We start from the raw sequence: 25,511 nt of genomic DNA, 5'->3' as shown, positions 1-25,511 counted from the left end.
ACTTATAGTGAACGGCCTTCAGCGATGGCTGCAACAGCTGCGATTTCAGCAGCTTCACGCTCACGCACAGTTTGACGCTCATCAGCATCTAAAGTGTGAGCATTCACTAAACCTAGTTCGATTTCACGCAGGGCGATAACCGTTGGTTTGTCGTTCATCTCTTCAACCATAGGGTCTTTACCCTGCACGGCGATTTGGCGAGCACGACGCGCCGCAACCAGGATCATATCAAAACGGTTGCCGATTTGTTCTACGGCGTCTTCTACAGTTACGCGAGCCATGTGTTGAAACTCCAGTTTATCTAGGGAAAAAATGACGCAAAATTGTACACTATGGCAGTTAGCCTGCCAACAGATCGTTAAGCATATCATTTTGCGCGTGGATCTGACTAGCACCCGTTAAGCGTTGGCTGCGAATGATCGCCCGCAGATCCGCCAGTGCTGTGTCAAAATCGTCATTGACGATAATAAAATCATATTCTTTATAGTGAGACATTTCAGAAACCGCCTGTGCCATACGGCTGGCGATCACATCTTGGCTGTCTTGGCCGCGGCCAGTCAGGCGACGCTCTAGCTCATCCCGTGAGGGTGGCAGAATAAATACGCCCACGGCTTCTGGCATCAAAGCTTTGACTTGTTGGGCACCTTGCCAGTCGATATCGAGAAATACATCAATACCTTGAGTTAAGGTGTGCTCAATCACATGGCGCGATGTGCCGTAATAATTGCCAAACACTTCGGCCCACTCAAAAAAGGCATTTTGCGCGATCAGTGCTTTAAATTCTTCAACATTAACAAAATGGTAGTGTTGACCATCAACTTCACCTGGGCGTGGCGCGCGGGTGGTGTGCGATACTGAAACCTGCATATCGGCAGGTTTGTCTTTTAACAATGCCGAAATTAGCGAGGATTTACCCGCACCACTTGGCGCTGACACAATAAATAAATTTCCGCGTGCGGTCATGAGCTAAATATCCAGTTGGTTAACGCAAGAAGGGCCCAGAAAGCCGAGTATTATACAGATTTTGACCTTAAAAACGCTAGGGCTTGTTAGCCAGCAATTGTTGTCTATTTATGTTTTGCGACAGTTAACGCTGCCGTTGGTGCATTTTTACGGTTTACTGTGACTCAAAGATCGGATACTGAAAATCTCTGCGTCCCTAAGCCTTGCTGAGCCTGAGAATTAAGCCTGATTTAGCTTTAGATGGATATAATCAGCATTTTTGCTTATCTAGCGTCTTATTGCACTGACAATTGCGGCTAAATTCGTTACGCTCATGCCTATGCGACATTGAGAGTCGTGTGCGCTTGAATTATTTCACTATAAAGGAAGGGTCGTGCTGTTAAAATCTCTTTTCTGCCTTCACGGGCGTGATTCCCGCCCCCGCTTTGTTGCTATCAGTGTTGGTGTCTATTTAGGCATATCACTGGCTGTCGCCGCATTTGGGGCGAACTTTCTCATGTATCTTTTAGCGTTAGCGGGCCTGCCTTTACTTGCCCTCACGGCGCTGCGTCGTTTAAATGATGCGGCTAAGCCTAAGGCCTTGGTTGCAGTCTTTATTCTGCCGCTACTGATTTTACTGGCTCTGTATATTGTGGCTGCGCCACCAGTATTGGCGATATTAGGGTTAGTGTTGGGGGCTGGCGCGACTTTTTGGGGAACCCGTTTGAAGTCGCCAACCATAGTGGATTACCGTTTTGGTTATTATGGACCAGCACTCGATGCGCCTATCTCGCAGGCGATCCCCCGTCGCCGAGTTGAACCTGTGATCACGCCAAAGGCGGCTGCTGCGCAAAATGCGGTGCCTGATGTATCAGCAAATATTCCTGTTGCGGCTCCGGCAGAAGCTTATTCCCAGACAGAGCCAACTATTTCGTCTGCTGTTGCTGAGCCAGAACTTGAGGTGTTGCGCCAAGATGAGCTGCGCTTTGATGCCTTAACTAAGATGACTGCCAATCCAGCGGATTTTGTGGTGCCTGATGCTGTAATTGAGGGGCATGCCGATTTTCGTCCCGCTAATCCGAGCCGAGTAGAGCAAACGCGAATCGACCTCGCCGAGGTAGATTTAGCTCAAGTGGATTTGCAGGGAGAGGAATTTAAGCGTGCGCCGCTTGATCCTGCTGAGCACAGTGATGAGCCGGTATGGCGCTTTGATCCCGATGACGATGCTGAGGTATTTAATGATACCGAGCATGCTGAAGAAGTGCGTCGTCGCCGCGCCGAAGCTAAAGAATCCGGTTCGATGACTGAATTGTTTAGGGGCGTCGCGGAGTTTTTTGCTCCTTATCGTCGTTATGTTAAGTTGCCTAAATTACCTAAGCTGGAACGCCGTTACTGGTTGCCTGTCGGCGGCGGTGCGGGCGCTGTGTTGTTAGTCTTGCTGGTATGGGGATTATGGCCTAGTTCTGATGAGTCGCAGGTAGACGAATCGGTTGTGCCAGCGGTGCCTTCAGCACCTATTGCAGCAAGCGATCGTGTGACCTTAGATCTGCCCGACGGTTTTTCGGTGGCGTTAGAGCAAGATGTATTAATTATTCGTTGGTTGGGTGAACGCGACAAGCCGCAAAACCTGTGGTCTATTGCTACGGCGAAGGGTGATAAGAGTTGTAGTGCACTGGTGTTTAATAATGGCACTGAGTATCGCACTATCACTGTGGACTTGCTTGCCGACTCTGCAACTGAAGCGCGTTTCACGCCGCTTGATACCGCTAATATCATTACCGATTTAGCCCGCCGTGGCAGCATTGGTTTGTGTGGTTATAAGTTCAGCCTCAAAGGCAGCCAAGCGGTTTTAGAGCCAAATCGTGCCTTTGGAACTTATTTAGCCCGTTAAATAGATAAAAATAAGCTTAAATGCTAGTCAGGATTAGAGGGGTAGATTACACTTTTGCTCCTCTTTTTCTCCGATCTTGTGTTACATGCGCTCGCATAGCCGATGACGGCGAGGTTCGGGAAAATTTCTTTAATACGAACTGAAAACTCAATCCCACATGAATACAGATTTGACCTTAGTCATTATGGCGGCGGGCCTTGGTAGTCGTTTTGGCGGCGATAAGCAGTTAGCCTCCCTTGGGCCTGCGGGCGAACCCATGTTGGTGTTATCTATTTTATCGGCTATTCGCAGTGGGTTTCAGCGCGCCGTATTAGTGATCCGCCCTGAGCTTGAGGCGGAGCTCTCCGGGATATTGACGCAGTTTTTACCCGCAAACTTTGAATATCACTTTTGCTACCAGTCATTAAGTGATTTACCACAAGACGCAAAGCTTGCTGATTTTAGCCATCGTTTAAAGCCTTGGGGGACAGCGCATGCGCTCTGGTGTGCCCGCGATTGGGTAACAGGGCCAATGGCAGTGATCAATGCCGATGACTTTTACGGTGACAGCGCCTTTGCCTCGTTAGCACAAGGCTTAACCGCGAGACCTAAGGATTGGATGATGGTGGCTTATCCTATCGAGCTAACGTTATCTGAACATGGCGGAGTAAACCGTGGCTTATGCCAAGTTGAGCATGGGCAACTACGCTCGGTTGCCGAGTGGTTAAATATTCAAGCACAAGAAGATGGTTTTGTGGGCGAAGGGCCAATGGGATTAGCAAAGCTTCCTTCACAGTCGCTGGTATCCATGACCTGCTGGGGCTTTTCGCCAAGCATATTTGATGTTATTAAACAGCAATTAACCGCATTTATTGAACAACAGGGCCAATTGCCGAAATCGGAGTGTTATTTGCCTGCTGTGGTTCAGGCGGCAATTGAGCAAGGTGTGCCCGTTTATGTTGATGTGGCCAGCGAACCTTGGCTCGGTGTGACCTATCCGCAGGATACTGTCTGGGTAAAGCAAAAATTAATGGAGTTATTGGGTGATAAAACTCATTAGGCAGTCAGTGTTGCCTCATTTTGGAATTGAAGCCGACGAGGCAAAAATCTCAGCGTTAGGGAATGGTCATATTAACGACACCTTATTAGTGCGTTGGCCTACGGGTGAATTGGTGCTGCAACGTATTAACACCCAAGTGTTTAAGACGCCGCAGGCGCTGGTGAGTAATGCCGATAAGATCAGCCATCATTTATGCGCCAAGGCATTGCAGCAGCAATATGGTCTGCAAGTGGTTAGCCCTTGTCTTACCCAAGAGGGTGAACTTGCTATCGACTTAGGTGAGCAGGGATTTTGGCGTGCGATCAGTTATTTACCCCATAGTTTAAGTATCGAAGTGGTGAAGTCTGAAGCGCAGGCTGAAATGGCCGCCAAGGCCTTTGGTCACTTTGCCTGTGCATTAAGTGATTTTGACGCCACCGAGCTTGAAGATGTGATCCCGCAGTTTCATCACTTGCCAGGACGGATGGAAATGCTGCGCCAAGCGGTGCAGCAGGATAAAGCCAAACGCTTAGAGTCGTGCCGTCAATGGGTTGATTACGCGCTGTCGCAGCAAAGTTTATTGGATGAACTGGCTGAAATCTCGCCGCAGTTACCGCTGCGGATCTGCCATAACGACACGAAAATCAACAATATGTTGTTTGATAAGCGCGACATGTCGAGCATGGCGATTATCGATTTAGACACCTGCATGAAAGGTCATCTAATGTATGACTTTGGCGATATGGTGCGTACCTTCTGTTCGCCCGAGGAAGAAGATTCTACTGCCCTTGAAAATGTTAAAGTGCGCCAGTCGATCTTTGCCGCCATTTGCCGTGGCTATTTAAGTGAGCTCTCCGAGGTATTAACTGAGGTCGAAAAACGCAGCCTTTGGCTTGGGGCGCGAGTCATTTGCCTGATGATCGGCGTGCGTTTTTTAACGGATTATCTCAATGGCGACGTGTATTTCCACGTGCACCGTGAGGGTCATAATCTGGATAGAGCGGCGAACCAGTTTACCTTGTATCAAAGCCTGTTAGATCAAGAAGCCGAGTTAAAGGCTTGCTTCTAGCCCTAATCAAACGCCCCAAACGGGGCGTTTTGTTTTTTGCTTATATACGACATAATTGCACCATTAAAAACCCTTAGTCGCATATGGATTTGGCTTGGAATGGGCAACCACGAAGTACCCACTGCATTAACTTGCGCGCGCCGTAGCGCCAGAAATCTCTGGTTAAGATGTACTCTGCGTCGTTCACAGCAGGAAGCCGTTGCCTCATCGATGATGACGGCAACCAGCGATAACTTTTTTAACGCTTACGCGATTTTTCTCGGTGCTAGTCTTGCGCAAATGGGCTTTGTTACTGGTTTACCGCAGCTCTTTGGGGCGATGTCGCAGTTAGTTTCTGTCTGGTTAGCGAGCCATTTTTCCCGTCGCGGGTTTATCGTTTGCTGCGCAGCTTTGCAAGCTGTTGTGGTATTGGCGATGGGCGTGTTGGCGGCCTTTCGCCCCGATCACGCAGTGTGGATATTTATCGCGCTCGCCGTGGGATACCACGGTTTTATTAATCTTATCCAACCCCATTGGCGCGCGTGGATGGGGTCTATCGTGCCTGAACGTCGCCGTGGCGCCTTTTTCGCGGCGCGTACCCGCTTAACCATGGGCGCATCCTTAAGCGTGTTCTTTATTGGCGGTGGTATTCTGACCTTGACCGATTCGCAGCAAATGGCCTGGTTGGGTTTTACGCTGCTGTTTTCGATTGCCGCCATGGGGCGTTTTGTCTCGGCTTGGTTATTACTGCAAATGCACGATCCTGATCCGCGTGAAGCCAAGCAGTGCGGCGTGTTTATCCAAACCATTCGCAATTTTCGCGGCGCATGGAAGGATAAAACCTTTCGCCAGTACAGCTTGTTTGTGGCCAGTATGCAGGCGATGGTCGCCATATCGGCGCCATTTTTCGCTGTGTATATGCTAGAAGACCTGCACTTTAGCTACATCGAATTTGTGCTCGCGAGTGTGGCCTCGATAGCGACTCAATTTGTGACGCTAAAGTTTTGGGGGCGATTTAGCGATCAATTCGGCAATCGTTTGGTGATGATTATTACCAGTTGCATGATCCCAAGCTTGCCATTGTTATGGCTGTTTTCCGATAACTATCTGTATATTCTCCTTATTCAGGCATTTTCGGGCCTCGCGTGGAGCGGCTTTACCTTAAGTACCGCCAATTACCTTTATGATATTCGTCCCTTTCGCAGTGACTTTGCGACCTATGCAGCGTTGCAAGCGTCACTCAGTGCGGGATTCGTATTTGTGGGGGCGATGGTTGGCGGCACGATAGCCTCCCATGCGGCGGACTTTTTAGTCTGGTCAGGCTGGAATGCTTGGCTCAGTAGCCCGATTTTTGTAGTGTTTTTAGTATCGACCATACTGCGCGCATTTGTGACACTGTGGTTTATTCCGCGCTCGGTCGAACCCAAAGTCAGGCCTCGGCCGCAGTTACTGCAACTTATCTTCCGTATCCGCGGTTTTAATGCAATTTCGGGCGTGAGTCTCGACTGGCTAACTGTGGTTAAGCGTCGGAAAAATAATGAGTAACCTAGAACCTAGAATCTAGAATCTAGAACCTAGAACCTTGGCCCTAGATTTTATAATCAAAGAACTTACGTTTGTCTGGCCCCGAGGCATTGGCGCTGATCTTATTCGGGTGTTTATATTCATCCCAACTGGCCACATTGCGGCCGACATTGAGCTTAGGAAAGCTCTGCTGATTTTCGGTAGCGGCTAGGCCCATAAAAGCCAATAGCTGACCGAGGGCACCTTGTTGGCTCACATCGATACTGAGTAAGTCGTGTCTGCCCGCAAAATAGTCGAACACGCTTTGTTTATGGCGCAGATAACAATCGATAAGATGTTGTTCATCCTGCGGATTTTCGACTATACCTACGCCAAAGCTATGGCGAAAGCTGCGCTTCATGATTGGGTGGAATCGGCCAGTTTTGGCATCTAAATGTGGCAGCATTCGACCGAGTAACATCTGCATCGACGGCACCCAAGAGTCTAACTCTCGGTCAATATAGACAAATTTGGCCTCGGGGAAGAGTTTATCTAACTGTTTGAAATCACTAAAACAAGGCGCATCGGAAATCGCATCAGCCTGCATAAAGGCTGCTTTAGTAAACGCCATATGTGCCACTTTTAAACCTTGCTCCAATAGCGCCACGCTTACGCTCGTCGTCCCAGTACGGGGCAAGCCGATAAAAATAACCTTCTGTTTTTGCTCGGCAACAACCGACTCATGCTTAATCGCATTTGGCTCGATTGCACTCGGCTTGGTTGCACTTGGCTCGATTGCGCTTGGCTTGGTTGCATTCGGCGCGAGTAAGCTTAGCCTGATGTCATTTGGTTTAGTCGAATCGCACTGTGGCTGATTGAGCTGCACATCTTCACTATGGTTATGCCTTTGAGAATCAGGAAGGGTGGCAATAGTTGCGTTATCAGGCATGGATTAGGCTCGGCATTGTTGTCAGCGTGGTCGCGATGGGTAGGTAAATTGGGGTTTAACATTAGCGTTTTATCAACGTTGGCAGTATATCGCAGTGCACAGGTTTTGGCAGCGCAAAGCTGGCGTTGCGTCGGTATTGCGTTGTAGAGGCAATCAACAGCATAAATTCCTTTATGCTAGAAGCAGTTGGGCAAGGTGAGGCGATTACTTGTATTATTTGCCTCATTTAGTGAGGCGAATAGGTTTGTTAATTGACTCATTGTGTGAGTAAAATAGGCTTGTTATTTGACTCATGGGGTAGGATATGTGGATTTGGCAGCAAGCCGATTGGCCTAAATTTCATTGGAATGCCAGCAGCATTGATGTCTTGCTGCGTCAGGTCTATTTCAATCAGGGCCAACTCCTCGGCAAGCAAATGCTAAGTCCCGACGACAACAAGTTAACCTCAGCGGCGGCACTCGACACCTTACTCGCTAATATTATCCATTCCAGTGCCATTGAAGGTGAAAAGCTCAATGCGGCTTCGGTGCGCTCATCCTTGGCTAAAAAACTCGGTGTGTCCGAAGACAAACCGTATCCGACCACGGCACAAACCGATGGTTTAGCCGACATTATGCTCGATGCCTTAAAAAATTTAGATACAGAGTTAACCCTTGAGCGGATATTAGGTTGGCATAAACAGTTATTTCCCCAGGGTTATACGCTGTTTAATCCCGTTATTGGTGGAGCGCTACGTGGCGATACGCCTATGCAAGTTGTCTCAGGCCGGATTGATAAACCAAGGGTGCATTTTGAGGCCCCCTCTCGAGCGACTTTGGACGCTGAACTCTCACTGTTTATCGAATGGTTTAATGCTTCACGGCAAGAGCCTGGCTTAGATCCGCTTATCCGTGCGGCGATAACTCACCTTTGGTTTGTGACTCTGCATCCGCTTGATGATGGTAATGGGCGCATCACGCGTTTATTGACCGATTTAGCTTTAGCGCAAGCGGAAAAACGCTCAATTCGTTTTTACGCAATGTCGGTCAGTATTCTGGCCCGTCGCCAAGCCTACTATGACATTTTAGAGTCCACCCAAAGGGGCGATGTCGATATTACTCCTTGGTTAGTATGGTTTTTTGAAACCCTCAATGATTGCTTACTCAATGCGATGGCCGATGTGAACAAGACTCTGCGGAAAACGCAGTATTGGCAAAATCTCGAGCAATCCCTATTGAGTCAGGAGCAAGCCAAAGTGCTCAATCGGATGTTAGATGGCGATTTTGAATTAGGGATGAATAGTGGTCAATATCAAAAGGTCGCTAAGGTGAGCCGCGCCACCGCCACCCGTCACCTTGCGCAAATGGTCGAGCAAGGCTTTTTAGTAAAAGCCGACGCCGGCGGCCGAAGTACGAGGTACTTATTGCCGAGTGGGCAGTAGTGAGGCTAGTTTGCCTTTGTGGGGAAAATGCTCACTTGTTGAACATTTTCCCGTGTGGAGTTACGGCCTTTATCGTAAGTAATCGATTAGTTTAAAGCCTAGGCTGTATTAACGTACTATCACAAAGGATAAAGCTATCACACAAATCGCAATTTGAATCAAATTGTTATGTGATATATTCGCTACAACTTTGATTGTTAGTCTTGGGGAATATCTGGCTATGGAACAGGTCGGGATTTATGAAAAGCTTATTACTCAACTCGTTGAGCAGCGCTTAGATAAGGACATATTTTTTGTTGGAGAAAGGAAGCTAGAAGTTGCTGAGGCAAGTATTTGGCTCTCACGTTTTCTGACTAAAGTAATTGAATATGTGATTAATTCTGTTCCCGCTGATGAGAACCAAGTCTTCAATCAGATCAGTTTGGCTAACCGGTTAGTAATGTGGCTTAAAGAGCATATTAACGATGATGATTTTATTAATGAAAATCTCATCGATAGCCAAGGTCGGATACTCACGGCTCTTTTTAACAAACAAAACCCGATAGCGACTGATTTACCTAAATATACGGCCGCCATATTTCCATTAACAGGGCTCACTCAAAGTGAGCTTTTTTGCGGGAGTAATGCGGGATTATCACTTGAAAGTGAGCTTAAGCGTGAGATCCGCTCATCGGATAAAATCTATTGGCTGGTGTCATTTATCAAGTGGGCAGGGATTCGCATCTTCAAGCATGAACTTGAGGAATTTACACGCAGTGGTAAAGAGTTACGCATCATCACTACATCTTATATGGGCGCGACTGATGCTAAAGCCGTCGAGTTTCTAGCTAGTTTACCCAATACCCAAGTCAAATTAAGTTACAACACAAAACGCGAAAGGCTGCATGCAAAGTCCTATTTATTTTTACGAAATACGGGTTTTCATACCGGCTATATCGGTTCTTCAAATTTATCGCATTCGGCATTGACGAGTGGGCTTGAGTGGAACCTTAAGATCACCACCCAAGAAATTCCCCACATTATTGATAAATCGCTCAGTACCTTTGAAACTTACTGGGAATCGAACGAATTTGAGCTTTTTAGCGGTGATGCGAGCAGTAAAGAAAAGTTAAACAATGCGCTCAAAGAAGCGAAAGGCAGTGGCACTGAATCGAGCTCATTTCATTTTGATATTAAGCCGTTTGCGCATCAGCGAGAAATCCTCGAACAGCTTGCCGTAGAGCGAAGCGTTCATGGCCGTTTTAAAAATCTCATCGTCGCGGCAACCGGCACGGGTAAGACGATTATTTCCGCGTTCGATTTCGCGCGGTTTTATAAACAACATCCAGAAGCCAATTTTTTATTTGTTGCCCATAGGCAAGAAATTTTACAGCAAGCCCTCGGCGCTTATCGCGGTGTGTTAAAGAACGATCAATTTGGCGAGCTATGGGTGGCAGAACATAAACCAAATAGTTACAAACACTTATTCGCATCTATTCAAAGCTTGAATCTGCAACTTGATAACTTGCCATTAGCGGCTGATTTTTATGATTATATTGTTATTGATGAAGTTCATCACGTTGCTGCGAGTAGTTACCGAGGACTATTAGAACATTTTGAGCCGACGATTTTACTTGGGTTGACGGCAACCCCTGAACGGCATGATGGTGTCGATATTCTGGCTGACTTCTGCGGTGTGATTGCCGCCGAAATACGTTTACCCGAAGCCATCAATCAACGGCATTTATGTCCATTTCAATATTTTGCGATCGATGATGAGACCGATCTTCGCAAGTTAAATTGGAGTCGTGGCCGATACGACGTCGCTGAGCTGAGCAATTTATACACTCACAATGAACAACGCGTGACGCGTATTATTCGTAGCCTAGCTGAAACCGTAACTGATATTGGCAATATTAAGGCGTTAGCCTTTTGTGTAACCAAGGAACACGCCGAGTATATGGCGAAGAAGTTCAATTTAGCAGGGGTTAGCGCCGATGTGTTGACCAGTGATAATAGTGAAGAGCGCCACCAAAAGCGGCAGAGCTTGGTCAGTGGCAAATTATCCATTTTGTGTGTGGTGGATATTTTTAACGAAGGTGTCGACATTCCTGAGGTCGATACCTTGTTGTTTTTACGGCCAACGGAAAGCTTGACCATATTCCTGCAGCAACTTGGCCGTGGCCTGCGTCTCACCGATGACAAGCAGTGCTGCACCATATTAGATTTTGTTGGCAATTCACGGGACGAATATGATTTTTCACAGAAATTTAGAGCGTTAGTTGGTAAAACCAATCAGTCGATAAAAGAGGAAATTCTCAATGATTTTCCGCATCTACCACTAGGGTGCCGAATTGAACTTGAGGAGAAAGCGCAGTCGATGATTTTGCGTAATATCAGCCGCGCAACGCTCAATGCCAATCGATTAACCAGTCTAATGGCAAACTTTAAACATCAAACTGACTTGCCGCTCACGCTAGGCAATTTTTTACGCATGAACCCGCAAGTGACCTTGGAAGACATTTATCGCATAAAGATTAATGGCCAAAGTGGATGGACCTTGTTAGTCGAGGCCGTTCAGGGGAATCAAATTGCAGAACCTACTGCGCAGTCCGATTTAGCCAAAGCCTATTATCGCGCGATTAACTTCCACTTACTCAGTTGCACGTCATTATCCTATTTAAAATTTATCAAACAGTTATGCCAAAATGATTTTGTCTTAAATGGGTTGGATCCTATTCAAAATCAGTTTGCTTTGATGTGTCATTATAACTTTTGGGATAAATCAGGAGCTGCTTTAAACGTTAACAGTTTAGCGGCTAGCTTGTTGATGTTACGCAATAAGCCGTTGCAAGAAGAGTTGTTGTCTGTTTTGGCGATACTGATTAACCGGATACACCATCAAGAAATGGATTTGGAATTACTCCAACCCACAGCGTTGAAAGTGCACTCTCGTTATACTCGTGAGCAAATTTTAGCGGCGATGGGTGCAAGCACATTTGCTGCTAAATCGCCTTCAAGGGAAGGTGTGCTTGCGATTAGTGAGCAAAATCTTGAATGTTTATTTGTGACGTTAAACAAATCAGAGAAGCAGTTTTCACCGACAACCATGTATCACGACTATGCCATTAGCGAGCATTTATTCCACTGGCAATCGCAAAATAGCGCACGGCCAGAACGTGGTCGAGGTCTGAGTTATATTGAGCAACAAAAGCTGGGGAAAACCGTGCTGTTGTTTGTTCGAGAGCAATCAAAAGATGAAAATGGCCGCACTATGGGATTCGTGAATTTTGGCAAAGTGCATTATGTCTGTCATAACGGTTCACAACCCATGAATGTCACATGGCGATTAGAACAGCCAATCCCTGATGTAATGTGGCATGACGCGGCCAAACTGGCAGTGGGTTAAATATTACTTTCCTAGTATTTTCCTAACTTCTCCATCAAAAACTCAATTAATACAGTCACTTTGGTCGGTTGGTATTTTCGCTGTGGATACACGGCGTAAATGCCATGTTCGGGTAGCGGATAGTCTGTAAGTAACGCCTGTAAATGTCCGGTTTGCAGAGCTGGCTCAATAATAAAATGTGGCAGGTTGGCGATACCTAGGCCATCGAGACAGGCTTGATGGATGGCATCACTATTATTCACCTGATAGTTGCCTTTGGGTTGAACACGTTGCACGCCATCGGGACTGTGGAAACTCCATTCCACACCATCTTGAAAGTAACTGTAAAACAAGCAGTTGTGCTGAGTTAACTCGCTAGGAGTCATGGGTAAACCGTGCTGCGCGAGATATGCGGGGGACGCGCAAATTACGCTCAAACAAGGGGCAATTTTACGGGCGATAAGGCTGGAGTCGGGTAATTCGCCGATACGAATGGCTAAATCAAAGCCGCCTGCGATTAAATCTGTGGTCTTGTCATCCATCTGCATTTGCAGCTGGATATCGGGGTAACGCCTTAAAAATTCAGCTATTAATGGCGCAATATATCTGCGTCCAAACACCATAGGTACTGAAATCCGCAAATTGCCTCTAGGTGTTTGCTGCAATTCGGAGATGGCATCTAATCCTTCTTGGGTGAGCTTTACAGCCGGGCGAATGTACTCGAAATAGCGCGCGCCAGCGTCGGTTAGGCTTAAGCTGCGGGTAGTGCGTTGTAATAGTTGAATCCCTAAGTGTTGCTCTAACTGTGTGATTCGTTTGCTGATGGCTGATTTACTGAGTCCAAGCTTTTGTCCCGCCGCAGAAAAACTACCGCATTCGACCACAGTGACAAAAATGGGTAGAGCAGAAAAATGTTCCATGTGCGTCCTATTCTGTTGAGGCGAGGTTGGTTACTGCATTTCGATTCGATGTAATCAGTCTTCACTTAAGCGGGCCAAGAGATAAACCAGACAGAGCATGTTTACTGTTGAGTTATGTTCAACGATAGGTTGCATTATCACGGCATTATCCGTCATGGATAAAGATAGTAGACTATTTTGCAACAAAAATGGTGTTCCCATAAATAGAATCTTGCGCCTGTTTTGTGCGTTCGATGTCATGTTGGATGAGGCCGACTGCATGATCCCGAGTTGAGTTTGGCGATGCGTTAATTTGCTATGGTGTTAGCGGCTTCCCTATACTGCCAGTGGTGGCAATTTTTAATTAGTTACATTTTATCTTTTGTTAGGAGTGTTATTTTGTCCTCAAACCAAACCTATTCCTCGGCTACGCCCTATGCTTGGGTGCTTTTCGACGCCGATGAAACGTTATTTTATTTCGATGCCTTTGAAGGACTAAAGTTGATGTTTGCTGGCTTTGGTGTTGAGTTTACTCAGGCCGATTTTGAGGAATACCAAAGGGTAAATAAACCGCTTTGGGTTGCTTATCAGGATGGCAAGATCAGTGCCGCAGAGCTGCAAACTATCCGTTTTGAGCCTTGGGCAGCAAGGCTTAATGTATCGCCACAAATCTTAAACAGTGCATTTTTAGCCGCCATGGCAGAGATTTGTGCGCCGCTGCCCGGTGCGCGCGAATTGCTATCTGCATTGCAAGGTAAGGCTAAGCTGGGGATTATTACTAATGGCTTTACTGAGTTGCAGACGGTGCGTTTACAGCGAACAGGCTTGCAGCATCATTTTGATATTTTAGTTATTTCAGAAAAAGTCGGCATTGCCAAACCCGATGTGGGTATTTTTGAGCATGCACTTGAGTTGATGGGGCGGCCAGCGCGTGAGCAAGTATTAATGGTGGGTGATAATCTCCATTCCGATATCCAAGGTGGTATCAATGCCGGTATTCATACTTGTTGGTACAACGTCCATGGCCATGCTGCGCCAGCGGGGATCACCCCACATTATCAAGTGAATTCCCATCAAGAGCTGCAACAGATACTGGGGCTTTAAGACAACATTTGGGGTACATATTGCCGTGCACATAATGCGAAAAGGGGTTAACCTTTGCAGGTTAACCCCTTTTCTAACAATCACTTAATCGAAAAGATTAGTTCATGCCATAGATTGCATTTTAGTGTTTTCAATGGTTTTCACATGTCTCTGTTTCACATAAGTTTTTATTAGTTATCAACAGCTAAGAGGATTTTAGTGTCTTGGTTGGTATTGATACGTATTGGTTCCTATGATGACATGAGGGTACATATGGGGGTACATGGATTTGACCCTTTTTCTGCCTTTATTGAGTGAAAAATGCCATGTTATACGAAACCAGTCTGCGCGCCTTAAACGGTAAATCTCAACCTAAACCGCTAGAGCTGTCTGATGGAAGAGGTCTTGGCGTACGAGTGTCTAAAGAAGGTAAAATCCGCTTTCAGTATCGCTATAAAATTCAAGGTCGGAATAAGCGAATGGACTTAGGCAGCTATCCTGACCTATCGCTCAGCAAGGCGCGGGATATCGCAGAGGAATGCCGCACATGGCTCGCTGAAGGACATGATCCCAAAATTAAGCGTTCTATGGGGCGAGAAAAATCATTAGCCCCCGTTACTGTTAGGCAAGCGCTTAACTACTGGATAGATGAATACGCCCGCGAGAATCGCGTCAACGTAGCTAAGTGCCTTAAGCAGTTTGAACTTCATCTATACCCCTACATCGGTCATTTTCCATTAGAACAAACGGAAACCCGTCATTGGATTGAGTGTTTTGACCGTATCCGTAAAGGCATTAAGGGCAAGCAGAAGCCAGCCCCTGTAGCATCAGGCCAAATTCTACAAAATGCGAAACAGGCGCTGAGGTATTGCCGAGTTAGGCGGTATGCTGTGAGTCATGTGCTTGATGATTTGATCGCCAGTGACGTAGGCAAGAAACAGGGGAAAAAAGATAGGGTGTTAACCGATGTTGAGTTACACGATTTATTAAGTGCAATTCGTGAGCGGCAAGGCAGTTTATATATGCGCTATCTGTGTCAGTTTTTAATCATTTTTGGTGCCCGTACACAGGAGTTACGGCTATCAACCTTTGATGAATGGGACTTAGAACGCGGCATTTGGACAGTGCCAAAAGCCCACAGCAAAACTGATAAGATCATCATCAGACCCATACCAGCTAAAGTAAGGCCGTTGCTTGATTTACTTTATAAACGCCACGGCCATACGGGTTACCTTTTAGGGGAGCTTAAAAGTGGTGAAACGGTCAGTGCTTCTGGCAGTAAATTTCATCAAAAACTAAAGCAAAATGAATGTTGGTCATTACACGATTTGCGGCGAACCTTCGCAACTAAGCTTAACGATTTAGGCGTTGCCCCCTATGTGGTCGAACAGCTATTAGGGCATACCCTTGGTGGTGTTATGGCTATTTATAACCGCAGCCAATACTTACCAGAAAAACAAGCTGCACTCGATATGTGGTGCGATTGGTTAGATTTACTGATTAATCCCGCTGACAATGTCGTGTCTATTAACGCGAAAAGGGCGGGTTAGGCTGGCCCGATGTTATAGACGTTGTTTGGTTCCGCAACATAGCAGTCTGGTAAATCCCTTTACTGGAAGCGACAGGGTCATTAAGCATGAACTCCATGCGTTCGCGTATGTAGCGTTTACAGCGAACCTCAATAGGGCTCAATGATTACGTCAATAATCGCCCATGACCAGCCATGGTATTCAGGTGCCATTTTTAGCGCCTCTAGTTGGCTTGCCTGTGGCGGTGGTATTTGGCGTTCGGCCAAATCTTCGAGAAACATTTTAGCGGCCTCATGAGCGTTGTTAAGCGCTTCGTCTAGCGTGTCGCCAGCTGAAAAGCAGTTGGGTAAATCGGGAAAGGTAACCCCGTAGGCGTGTTCGTTGTCGCCAGTTTCGATGGCCACTGGATATAACATAGTCATTCCTTAGTGATTTAAGCTTAACAACGTAGAGTCGCCAATCATCCTATAGCTATATGACAACGAGCGGCCCTTGTTATGGGGTGTTAGCTTTTTAAATGAAAAGCGCACGGGGGACATTAAAACGCGCGGCTAACTTTTGGATATGGGTAAGGCTCAATTGCATCTTGTCATTGACTATCATGGATACAGTTGCAGCATCGCCGATTTCGTCTTGAAAATCGCTATTATTTAGGCCGTGCTGAGTCATTAAAACACGCAATACTGCTGCGCCTTTATCGGTGTTATTCACCGTATCGTTAAAATCTTTGAATTCGTCGCTTTGTGCTTCGTACTCGCTAATCCTCAAGACGAGTAAGTCGAGCAACAACCCATTAGTCTCTTGGTCGCCAATTAAATCGTCGACCAAGTTCAGAGCCGCTAAATAATCCTGTTTGCTTCGAATACCAATGATAAATGGAATTTCGGTTTCTAATTCAGCCACCAGCTGCCTTACACGCGCAATATTCATATACGTTGCCATGGATTAACCCGTCGCTAACGATTATGCGCTTTGCTTGGGGCGTTCACAAATTAAACCGAGCTAACCTATTGCTAAATAACAAAAAGGGAGCATTGTATTGATTGGCTCAGATAATTGGCACCCAAACAACGGATTGGAGGTTTAGATGACAACAGTAAGGCTGTTAGTTGATGGCGAGGTTGATGTGTTTTTGCTGGTGGCTGAGCCTCGAGGTATGCGCCGCTCTTATGAGAAGGAGATCGACGCCCCGTATGAATTCGACTCGGTCCCCCCTGAGTGTATCCGCAGTCTTTCACATATTCTTGATGGATTCATGCTGTGTGGGCATATTTCCCATGAGGGCGGGGATGCGGTTATATGCTCAATACCCAAGATGATTGGGCTTTTGCAAAACATGGGTTACGAAGTTACCCCTGATGAAAATTATGATGCCATGGTCGAGGAGGCCGCTATTCCCCTGACCGATGCGCAGTTGCGCGCAATGAAAGCTGATATTCAGAAAGAGCGCGAACAAGGAATAGTGTATTAATGAGCCGAAAACCTCGAGATCGTCAGTTTGGCTGGTTGGCGTATATTTAGCTTAAGGAACCGTGCTCATTGCCTGACTGTGTTAAACCTTCACCACTAAGCTTAACGCTCTCGGTTTTACGTCTTGCATCGTAGAGCTGCTATTAGGTAATACCTTAGGGGTGTTATGGCTATCTATAGTCGCAACCCGTATTACCCGCAAAGGTCATCACACTGAATATAGGGGCATGGCTTAGAGCTCAACCCTGCTGAGAAAGTGCTCTTCATTAACCCCCATTAAAGCAGGCTAACAATGCGTCAGAGCGACGTAATCCGCACTGAGTCATCTACACCTTATTTCCATTATTGCGCGTTAATTCTGTTTTTAGCCGCATTTAAATTGATATTGATTGTTAACGTGGCAAGGAGGATTGATGTCTTCTTTATAACGTCAGGTTGTCAATACCGTTAAGCGCTTAGTATCTTTTTGATCTCGCACTGAATACGCTAAGGAGTATTGTGTATAATCGAGGCCATTATTGGTGCATAACACCCCATTACTTATACTGAGTGCTCATGGTCGAACAACATCAACAAGAGCTAAAAAAGCAGCTTTGGAACATTGCTAATACCCTACGCGGCAACATGTCGGCTGACGATTTCCGTGATTACATCTTAGGGCTGATTTTCTACAAATACCTGTCTGACAAGCTTAATCGTTATGCTGACCTCCTGCTTAAGCAAGACGGTTTACATTTTGCGAAAATTGATGAAACGAGCGCCGACGGCAAAGAGCTGTTAGACGCCGTTAAAGAAGAATCCCTCGATAACCTCGGCTATTTCTTTAAGCCGTCAGAGTTGTTTCATGTGCTTGCTGAGCGCGGTGAAAACGGCCAGTTTATTCTCGATGATTTGACCAACGTGCTTAACCATATCGAGCAAAGCACCATGGGTGAAGACAGCGCCGATGACTTTAATGGCCTGTTTGATGAGCTCGACTTAACCTCAAATAAGCTCGGCAAAAACCCTGATGCGCGCAACAAGCTAATTGCGCAGGTGTTAGCGCACTTAGACAATATCGACTTTCACCTTGAACACACCGAAATCGACATCCTTGGCGATGCCTACGAATACCTGATTGGTATGTTTGCCAGTGGCGCGGGTAAAAAGGCGGGGGAGTTTTACACCCCGCAGATGGTGTCGAAATTACTCGCCAAGCTAGTGACCCAAAATAACCCAAACCTGAAAAGTGTATATGACCCCACCTGTGGTTCCGGCTCATTGCTGCTTAGGGTCGCTAAAGAGGCCAATAATCCCGACCTTAAATTTTACGGCCAAGAGCAAAACCCAAGTACCTATAACCTTGCACGCATGAATATGATTATGCATGACGTGCACTATAGCCGATTCGATATTCAAAACGACGACACCTTAGAAGCGCCGCAGCATTTTGATTTACGCTTTGATGCCGTGGTAGCCAACCCGCCGTTTTCGGCGACATGGTCCGCCAGCCCCCTACACCTTAATAACGACCGTTTTGCCGACTATGGCAAGCTTGCGCCGCAATCTAAGGCCGATTTTGCCTTTGTACTGCATATGCTCCACCAGCTTAACGATACTGGCACCATGGCAGTGGTATTGCCCCATGGCGTGCTGTTTCGCGGTGCTGCCGAGGGCCATATCCGTCAGCATTTGATTAAAGACAAAAATTACCTCGATATGGTGATTGGCCTGCCTGCCAATATTTTCTTTGGCACTTCAATTCCCACCTGCGTACTGGTGTTTAACAAACACCGCCAAGCTGATGACAATGTGCTGTTTATCGATGCCAGCCAATACTTTGACAAGGGCACCAATAACAACCTGATGCGCGAAGAGGATTTGCAGCGCATTTTGGACGCTGTCGCCAAGCGTGAATCCATCGCTAAATTTGCCCATGTTGCCAGCCCTGATGAGCTTAAGGATAACGACTACAACCTTAATATCCCGCGCTATGTCGATACCTTTGAGGAGGAAGACGCAGTCGATCTGGCGCAAGTCGCTAAACAACTGGTGGCCAATGATCAGGCGATGCAGGCAATCGATAACACCATCGCGGCCTTCTGTGCGGAATTGGGGATTGACACGCCGTTTGAGGTGAAGAGCCGTGCTTAAGCCAAACGTTCAATTTTGTGAATTTTCTGGAAATAGCTGGGCAGAGCATTCCCTAGGTGAGGTCGTGAAAATAGAGAGGGGGCGGTTTTCTCCACGCCCAAGAAATGATCCCCAGTACTATGGTGGGGAAATTCCGTTTGCCCAGACGAATGATGTTACGTCATCCGACGGTCGCATAAAGCTGTTTTCTCAGACGCTGAATGAGAAAGGGTTGAAAGTCAGCAAGCTATTCCCAGAAGGGACTATTTTAATGACCATAGCAGCTAATATCGGACACTGCGGCATTTTGACTAGACCTATGGCATGTCCCGATAGCATTGTTGGTATCAATTGTAAGAAAGGGGTCTATAACCACTTTCTTAACATCTACCTCAATAGAGAACAACCTAGGATAGATTATCTAGCTCCTCGAGCAGCTCAAAAAAACATCAACATTGAGTTTTTAGCACCTTACAAGATTAGACTTCCTAAGACTCTCCTCGAACAACAAAAAATCGCTGACTTCCTCACTGCCGTCGATAGCAAAATTAGCCAGCTTACCGAAAAGCATCGCCTGCTTAACGAGTACAAAAAAGGCGTAATGCAACAGCTGTTTAGTCAGCGGCTGCGCTTTAAAGACAAGGACGGCAATACGTTTCCAGAGTGGGAAACCTATGCGCTAAAAAATGTTTTAGCGCTTCAGTCTGATAGTTTGAATATGCTAGACGAAACCACATACGAGCTCATCACCGTTAAACGTGGATTTGGCGGCGTAGTGAGCCGAGGATTTTTTAAGGGCAGAGATGTGCTCGTAAAAAACCAGTTCACAATCCATGAAAATGAGTTCGTTATTTCTAAACGACAGATAGTGCATGGCGCTTGCGGTTTAGTCCCTAAAGCGCTTGAAGGGGCAATTGTATCAAATGAATATAATGTTTTTCGCCCCGTAGAAAGTCGTTTGGATATTGATTACTTCAACCGCTTTGTCATCACGCCATTTATGCGTAAGGCATTCTTTATTAATAGTGATGGTGTCCATATTGAAAAATTACTTTTTAAGACGCAGAGCTGGCTGAAAACCAAAGTCAATTTACCTTGCTTGGCCGAACAACAAAAAATCGCTCAGTTTTTGCAAGCCATAGATAACAAAATCGCGGCCGTAGCCGAGCAAATTGAGCAAACCAAGCAATTTAAAAAAGGCTTATTGCAGCAAATGTTTGTCTAGGGCGTATTTAAGGATAAAGGCTGAATGACTGAAAATAATCAACCCCAAGAAATTGATATCGCCACACTACAAGAGAGCGTTGAGCTTGAATGCAAGCTTGCCAGTGGGCGTGATGGCAAAGGTGCACTGCCCCATGATATGTGGGAAAGCTATAGCGCCTTTGCCAATACCCGTGGCGGGTTGATTTTGTTGGGGGTGAAAGAAAAAAAAGGTCAGTTCAGCGTTGAAGGTATCGCGCAGCCAGCGCCCTTACTGAAAAACCTGTGGGATATAGTCAATAATCCGCAAAAAGTCAGTGTTAACCTGCTGAGTGAGGCCAATGTGCGCTTAGCAACGCTTGAGGGCAAAACCGTGATTGCCATTCAGGTGCCGCGTGCCCCCCGTGAAAGCCGCCCCGTATTTATTAATGGCAATCCCCTTAATGGCACTTATGTGCGCCGTTATGAGACCGACCAAAAGTGCCAACAGCTTGCCATCCAGCGCATGTTAGCCGAGCAAGAGGAAGTGCGTGATAACCGTATTTTTGAGCATTTCGGCTTAGAGGATATCGATGCTGAAAGCCTACGGGTATATCGGCAGATGTTTGTGGCGGCAAAACCGGATCATGTGTTTTTGACCTATACCGACCTTAAGTTTCTGGAGTCGATACGGGCGTGGCGCAAAGACAGGGCTACGGGTAAGCAAGGGCTCACGTTAGCGGGCATTGTGATGTTTGGTACATGGCAGGCGCTGCAAGATGCCTTGCCCTCCTACGCGTTAGATTACCGCGAACAAGACGGGCACAACGAACGCTGGGTTGACCGCATTTATACCGATGGCTCATGGTCGGGTAATGCCTTTGACTTTTATCGTAAGGTGTATCGCAAGCTGACGGCAGATCTCAAGGTGCCTTTTGGCCTTGTGGGCGATCAGCGTATTGACCACACCCCCGCCCATGAGGCAATCCGCGAAGCTTTAGTCAATACCCTTGCCCATGCCGATTACACGGCTGATGGCAATATTTTGATAGAAAAACATCCGGATTTTATTGGCTTTCGTAATCAGGGTTTAATGCGCGTGCCAATACAAGAAGCCATTGCGGGTGGCAATAGCCAATGCCGCAACCCCGCTATTCATCAAATGTTTTTAAACATCGGCTTAAGTGAAAAAGCGGGCTCAGGCGTACCTAACATCTACCGCAATTGTAAGCGGCAAGACTGGCAGATACCGCACCTGTATGAAAATGATGTGTTAGGCCAGACCTTGCTCGAATTGCGCATGGTGAATATTGTCTCAGAAGAGCTAATTCAGCGGCTGGTGGCACGATTTGGCGCGGGCTTTAATCAATTAAGCCAGCTTAAACGTACGATATTAATCACCGCAATGACAGAGGCGTGGTTTAACCATGAGCGTATTTGCTCGCTGACCTCTGAGCATACCCGTGAAGTGACCATTGCCTTAAGCCAGCTGGTTTCTGGCGGCTATTTAGAGTCATCTGGTCAACACAAAAGCAAGATTTATCATTTAAAAGGCATTGAGGTGCCTGCGCCTGATAATAATGCAGGCAAAAGCATTAGCTTTGTAACATCGCCCACAGACGTGCAGCTTTCGCTATTTGCGGCGGATTCGACAGTGCTCGCTACTGACGCTGAACATAGCGACACCGACAGCACTGATGAGCACGCAGTGGATATCGACAATAGAGGTCCGGACCTGACTCCGGATATCGACAATAGAAGTCCGGACCTAGCTCCGGACATGGGTAATAGTGGTCCGGACTTAGCTCCGGCTCATGAGGCCGCTTTCGATAAGCAGGCTCAACATTTATGGGCAAATTTAAAGCAAATTACCCAACCGCTCCTCGCGCAATCTGAACGCAAAAGAACCAAGGCGTCGATTGAGCAAGTGATTGTTGAACTTTGCCAAGCTGCGGAGCCGCGTTGTCTAAAGCTTGCCGACATTGCCCTTTTACTCACGATGAAGCCGGACACGCTTAGAAAAAATTATCTAAGAGAAATGGTAAAACGGCAGCAATTATATTTAGCCTACCCGACAGTGCCTAACCACCCAGAGCAGGGCTATACCACTAAAAATAATACACAACAGAACTAACACCGCTAAGGAAGGCAATACGACGCTATGGATTACCAATCAGAACAGCAACTTGAAAACAACCTAATCAAACAGCTCAGCACGCAAGGCTTTGAGGTTGTGAGCCTGCCAGATAATGCCGCGCTACTGGCGAACCTGAAAAAGCAGCTTGAGCGGGTGAATGGCATCGTGTTGTCTGATCGCGAGTTTACACAGGTGTTGGGTAAGCTTGAGGGCGGTAATATTTTTAGCAAGGCTAAGATGCTGCGCGACCAGCTGGATGTCAGCCTTGATAACGGCGATAGCTGTCATTTGACCTTGTTATTTGACACACCTGAGCTGGGGAAGCCTCATCGGAACCATTTTCAAGTCGCCCAGCAAATTACCGTTAAAGGCGTTTACCTTAATCGTTATGACGTGACGATTTTGGTTAACGGTTTGCCCTTGGTGCAAATTGAGTTGAAGCGTCGAGGGCTTGAGCTTAAGCAGGCGTTTAATCAAGTTAAGCGTTACCAAAAGCACTCCTATCATGCCAATCACGCGTTGTTTAATTATGTGCAGCTGTTTGTGATATCTAATGGGGTGAATACGCAGTATTTTGCCAATAACAGTGAGTTATCCGCTAAGCAAACTTTTGATTGGACCGATGTTAATAATCGGCGCATTGCTAAGTTGCCTGAGTTTGCGAGTGCATTTTTACAACCCGCCCACCTTACGGCCATGCTGTGTAAATACATCGTATTGAACGAGACGGAAAAGTGCTTGATGGTGCTGCGCCCCTATCAGTTTTATGCGGTTGAGGCGATTGTTAAGCAGGTGCAAGAATCGACAGAGCCCCAAGATGAACAGCGCTATCCTAATGGCTATATTTGGCATACAACGGGCTCAGGTAAGACCCTGACCTCGTTTAAAGCGGCGCAAATTATTACGTCATTAAGCGAAGTCGACAAAGTCGTGTTTGTGGTGGATCGAAAAGACCTTGATTATCAAACCGCCCTTGAGTTTAACGCCTTCTCGAAAGGCTGTGTTGATAGCACCGACAATACTAAGGTGCTGTTCCACCAGCTACTGGATAAGGCTGTGACGCCGCGTAAGGGGCAAAAGGAAAACCTCAATCGCAATACTAAGCTGGTGGTTACAACGCTGCAAAAACTCAACAATGTGGTAACGAAAAAGCGCTATCTTGATGAAATGGCCGCATTGAAACACAAGCGCATCGTGTTTATTTTTGATGAATGCCATCGCAGCCAGTTTGGCGACACCCACTTAAACATTACTCAATTCTTTAAAGCGGCTCAGCTATTTGGATTCACGGGGACGCCGATATTTACTAAAAATGCCATTGCTAAGAAATCAATCAAAAAGACGACCAAGGATTTATTTGGCGAGTGTTTGCACACCTATGTGATTGTTGATGCGATTCGCGACCAAAACGTGCTTAAGTTCGCTATCGAGTATGTCGGGCGTTACCAGTACAAAGACGGCTCGAATAATAATCTCGATATTGAAGTGGAAGACATCGACACCAAGGAGCTTTTAAGCTCGCCAGCGCGCTTAGAGAAGATTACCGATTACATTATTGCGAATCACAATCGCAAGACCCATAGCCGCGCTTACAATGCCATGCTGTGCGTGTCGGGCGTGCCTGAACTCATTCAATATTATGAATTGTTCGCTAAGAAAAAGGCTGAGGGTAAGCATAACCTTAAAGTTGCAACCATTTTTAGCTATGAGGCAAACGAAGAAGAGGAATACGAACTCGGCGGTAGCGATGTGGATGAGGTACGTGAGGTTGCCGCTAAGTATCTCAATGAAGGGCAAGCGAGCAAACTGCATAGCCGCGATAAATTAGAGGGCTTTATTGCCGACTACAATGCCATGTTTGGCTCTAGTTATAACACCTCCGACACTAAGCTGTTTTACGATTACTACAAGAACATTGCCAAACGGGTAAAGGCGAAAGAAATCGATATCTTGCTGGTGGTTAATATGTTCTTAACGGGTTTTGACGCGCCTAAGCTCAATACCTTGTATGTAGATAAAAGTCTTAAGCAGCATGGCCTTATTCAAGCATTCTCGCGCACTAATCGATTGTTAGACGAGACAAAGTCCCACGGTAATATCGTTTGCTTTAGAAACCTTAAAAAAGCCGCCGACGAGGCGTTTACGCTGTTTTCTAATAAACAGCCTAAAGAAGACATCGAGACCCCATCCTACAACGAGTTGCTTGCTGATTTTAACAGGGCCCATGCCGCGCTATTGGCAATTACGCCAACCGTGGATGATGTTGATACCTTGCCCGACGAAGACGCGCAAAAGCTGTTTGTATTGCAATTTAGAAAGTTATTACAGCTTAAAAACATGCTAAGCAACTTTGCCGATTTTGATATGGCCGAGACGGGCATGGATGAGCAAACCTTTCAAGATTTTACCAGTAAGTATGCTGACTTAAGCCGCCAGATCCGCGAGAACTCAACCAAAGAAAAAGTGTCAGTTTTAGACGATGTTGATTTTGAATTGGAGCTATTGCACCGCGATGAGGTCAATGTCGCCTATATTTTGCAGCTATTGCGCGACCTTCATGATGAGGATAGCGACGAAGGCAAAATTAAAAAACGCCAAGTTATCGCCAACCTTGTAGCGGCTGATCCAACCCTCTTGAGCAAAAAAGCATTGATCGAGAAGTTTATCAATGACCACCTCGACGGCATACCAGCGGGCGGCGACGTAGAAGAAGAATTTGAATTTTTCTGGGAAAAGGAAAAGCGTCTCGCGTTAGAAGCGCTTGCTCAAGAGCAGCAGCTCAACCAAGAGCGCCTACTCAAGCTGGTGGCGCGTTATGAGTTAAGTGATGAAATGCCGCTGCGAGAGGACTTTGCCGACGCCTTAGAGACTAAGCCGACCTTATTGCAGCGCAAGCGGGTGCTACCCATTATCACGGATAAATTTAAACGTTTTGTCGATACGTTTATGTCAGGATTTTAA

At 46.5% G+C, this 25,511-nt stretch carries 19 protein-coding genes; 13 read left to right on the top strand and 6 right to left on the bottom strand.

What is annotated here, in order from left to right; genetic code table 11:
* Positions 1 to 2 precede the first annotated feature (2 nt).
* Both rpoZ and gmk read right to left on the bottom strand, forming a co-directional pair.
* A complete protein-coding gene (gene rpoZ / locus MMG82_RS05875) occupies positions 3 to 281 on the bottom strand; it encodes a DNA-directed RNA polymerase subunit omega (protein ID WP_007651394.1) in 279 nt (92 codons plus the stop codon).
* 58 nt (positions 282 to 339) lie between these two features.
* Entirely contained in the window at positions 340 to 963 is a 624-nt protein-coding gene (gene gmk / locus MMG82_RS05870) for a guanylate kinase (RefSeq protein WP_037426419.1), read from the bottom strand.
* 373 nt (positions 964 to 1,336) lie between these two features.
* Between gmk and MMG82_RS05865 the strand changes: the two genes are divergently transcribed.
* The 4 genes from MMG82_RS05865 (at position 1,337) to MMG82_RS05850 (ending at position 6,444) form a co-directional block, all read left to right on the top strand.
* The gene (locus MMG82_RS05865; protein ID WP_241406603.1) at positions 1,337 to 2,833 is read left to right on the top strand and encodes a hypothetical protein; all 1,497 of its coding nucleotides are present in this window, start codon (positions 1,337 to 1,339) and stop codon (positions 2,831 to 2,833) included.
* Between the two features lie 157 nt (positions 2,834 to 2,990).
* Positions 2,991 to 3,872: an NTP transferase domain-containing protein gene (locus MMG82_RS05860; protein WP_144375688.1), complete on the top strand. Its 882-nt coding sequence runs from the start codon at positions 2,991 to 2,993 to the stop codon at positions 3,870 to 3,872.
* Positions 3,856 to 4,920, top strand: coding sequence for an aminoglycoside phosphotransferase family protein (locus MMG82_RS05855; protein WP_055647870.1), 1,065 nt, complete (start codon positions 3,856 to 3,858; stop codon positions 4,918 to 4,920). Before MMG82_RS05860 ends, MMG82_RS05855 begins: the two co-directional genes overlap by 17 nt.
* Before the next feature lie 99 nt (positions 4,921 to 5,019).
* Complete coding sequence (locus tag MMG82_RS05850; protein ID WP_188871131.1) at positions 5,020 to 6,444, top strand: MFS transporter; 1,425 nt, start codon at positions 5,020 to 5,022, stop codon at positions 6,442 to 6,444.
* A gap of 43 nt (positions 6,445 to 6,487) precedes the next feature.
* On the opposite strand, the gene MMG82_RS05845 is transcribed toward MMG82_RS05850, so the two are convergent.
* The gene (locus tag MMG82_RS05845) at positions 6,488 to 7,351 is read right to left on the bottom strand and encodes a sulfotransferase family protein (protein WP_188871133.1); all 864 of its coding nucleotides are present in this window, start codon (positions 7,349 to 7,351) and stop codon (positions 6,488 to 6,490) included.
* A gap of 304 nt (positions 7,352 to 7,655) precedes the next feature.
* On the opposite strand from MMG82_RS05845, the gene MMG82_RS05840 reads away from it, so the two are divergent.
* Both MMG82_RS05840 and MMG82_RS05835 read left to right on the top strand, forming a co-directional pair.
* Positions 7,656 to 8,771 carry a Fic family protein gene (locus tag MMG82_RS05840; protein WP_241406602.1) on the top strand — a complete coding sequence of 372 codons (1,116 nt, stop codon included), beginning with the start codon at positions 7,656 to 7,658 and terminating at the stop codon, positions 8,769 to 8,771.
* Between the two features lie 220 nt (positions 8,772 to 8,991).
* Positions 8,992 to 12,159 (top strand): DEAD/DEAH box helicase, encoded by a 3,168-nt coding sequence (locus tag MMG82_RS05835; RefSeq protein WP_172590758.1) that lies wholly within the window; start codon positions 8,992 to 8,994, stop codon positions 12,157 to 12,159.
* An 11-nt stretch (positions 12,160 to 12,170) separates the two neighbouring features.
* Here the strand turns inward: MMG82_RS05835 and MMG82_RS05830 are convergent, their stop codons facing one another.
* Complete coding sequence (locus MMG82_RS05830; protein WP_172590759.1) at positions 12,171 to 13,058, bottom strand: LysR family transcriptional regulator; 888 nt, start codon at positions 13,056 to 13,058, stop codon at positions 12,171 to 12,173.
* Between the two features lie 378 nt (positions 13,059 to 13,436).
* Between MMG82_RS05830 and yjjG the strand changes: the two genes are divergently transcribed.
* Together yjjG and MMG82_RS05820 are read left to right on the top strand one after the other, a co-directional pair.
* Complete coding sequence (yjjG, locus tag MMG82_RS05825; RefSeq protein WP_172590760.1) at positions 13,437 to 14,141, top strand: pyrimidine 5'-nucleotidase; 705 nt, start codon at positions 13,437 to 13,439, stop codon at positions 14,139 to 14,141.
* A 305-nt stretch (positions 14,142 to 14,446) separates the two neighbouring features.
* The gene (locus tag MMG82_RS05820) at positions 14,447 to 15,670 is read left to right on the top strand and encodes a site-specific integrase (protein ID WP_169547600.1); all 1,224 of its coding nucleotides are present in this window, start codon (positions 14,447 to 14,449) and stop codon (positions 15,668 to 15,670) included.
* Positions 15,671 to 15,798: 128 nt separating this feature from the next.
* Here MMG82_RS05820 and MMG82_RS05815 read toward each other — a convergent pair whose 3' ends face one another.
* Positions 15,799 to 16,065, bottom strand: coding sequence for a type II toxin-antitoxin system HicB family antitoxin (locus MMG82_RS05815; protein ID WP_088211932.1), 267 nt, complete (start codon positions 16,063 to 16,065; stop codon positions 15,799 to 15,801).
* Positions 16,066 to 16,162: 97 nt separating this feature from the next.
* On the bottom strand, positions 16,163 to 16,591 hold the full coding sequence (locus MMG82_RS05810) for a helix-turn-helix domain-containing protein (protein ID WP_241406601.1): 429 nt from the start codon (positions 16,589 to 16,591) through the stop codon (positions 16,163 to 16,165).
* Between the two features lie 145 nt (positions 16,592 to 16,736).
* Between MMG82_RS05810 and MMG82_RS05805 the strand changes: the two genes are divergently transcribed.
* From MMG82_RS05805 to MMG82_RS05785, 5 genes are all read left to right on the top strand, one after another.
* Entirely contained in the window at positions 16,737 to 17,120 is a 384-nt protein-coding gene (locus MMG82_RS05805; RefSeq protein WP_241406600.1) for a hypothetical protein, read from the top strand.
* Between the two features lie 554 nt (positions 17,121 to 17,674).
* The gene (locus tag MMG82_RS05800) at positions 17,675 to 19,252 is read left to right on the top strand and encodes a type I restriction-modification system subunit M (protein ID WP_241406599.1); all 1,578 of its coding nucleotides are present in this window, start codon (positions 17,675 to 17,677) and stop codon (positions 19,250 to 19,252) included.
* Positions 19,245 to 20,456, top strand: a complete 1,212-nt coding sequence (locus tag MMG82_RS21660) for a restriction endonuclease subunit S (protein WP_241406598.1) — start codon at positions 19,245 to 19,247, stop codon at positions 20,454 to 20,456. Before MMG82_RS05800 ends, MMG82_RS21660 begins: the two co-directional genes overlap by 8 nt.
* A gap of 24 nt (positions 20,457 to 20,480) precedes the next feature.
* Positions 20,481 to 22,547, top strand: coding sequence for an RNA-binding domain-containing protein (locus MMG82_RS05790; RefSeq protein WP_241406597.1), 2,067 nt, complete (start codon positions 20,481 to 20,483; stop codon positions 22,545 to 22,547).
* 27 nt (positions 22,548 to 22,574) lie between these two features.
* Positions 22,575 to 25,511 (top strand): type I restriction endonuclease subunit R, encoded by a 2,937-nt coding sequence (locus tag MMG82_RS05785; protein WP_241406596.1) that lies wholly within the window; start codon positions 22,575 to 22,577, stop codon positions 25,509 to 25,511.

Source organism: Shewanella sp. MM_2022_3 (genome assembly GCF_022557375.1).
GTDB lineage: Bacteria > Pseudomonadota > Gammaproteobacteria > Enterobacterales > Shewanellaceae > Shewanella > Shewanella xiamenensis.
Note: the sequence above shows the minus strand (reverse complement) of the source record. Positions and strands in the feature narration are given on the sequence as shown.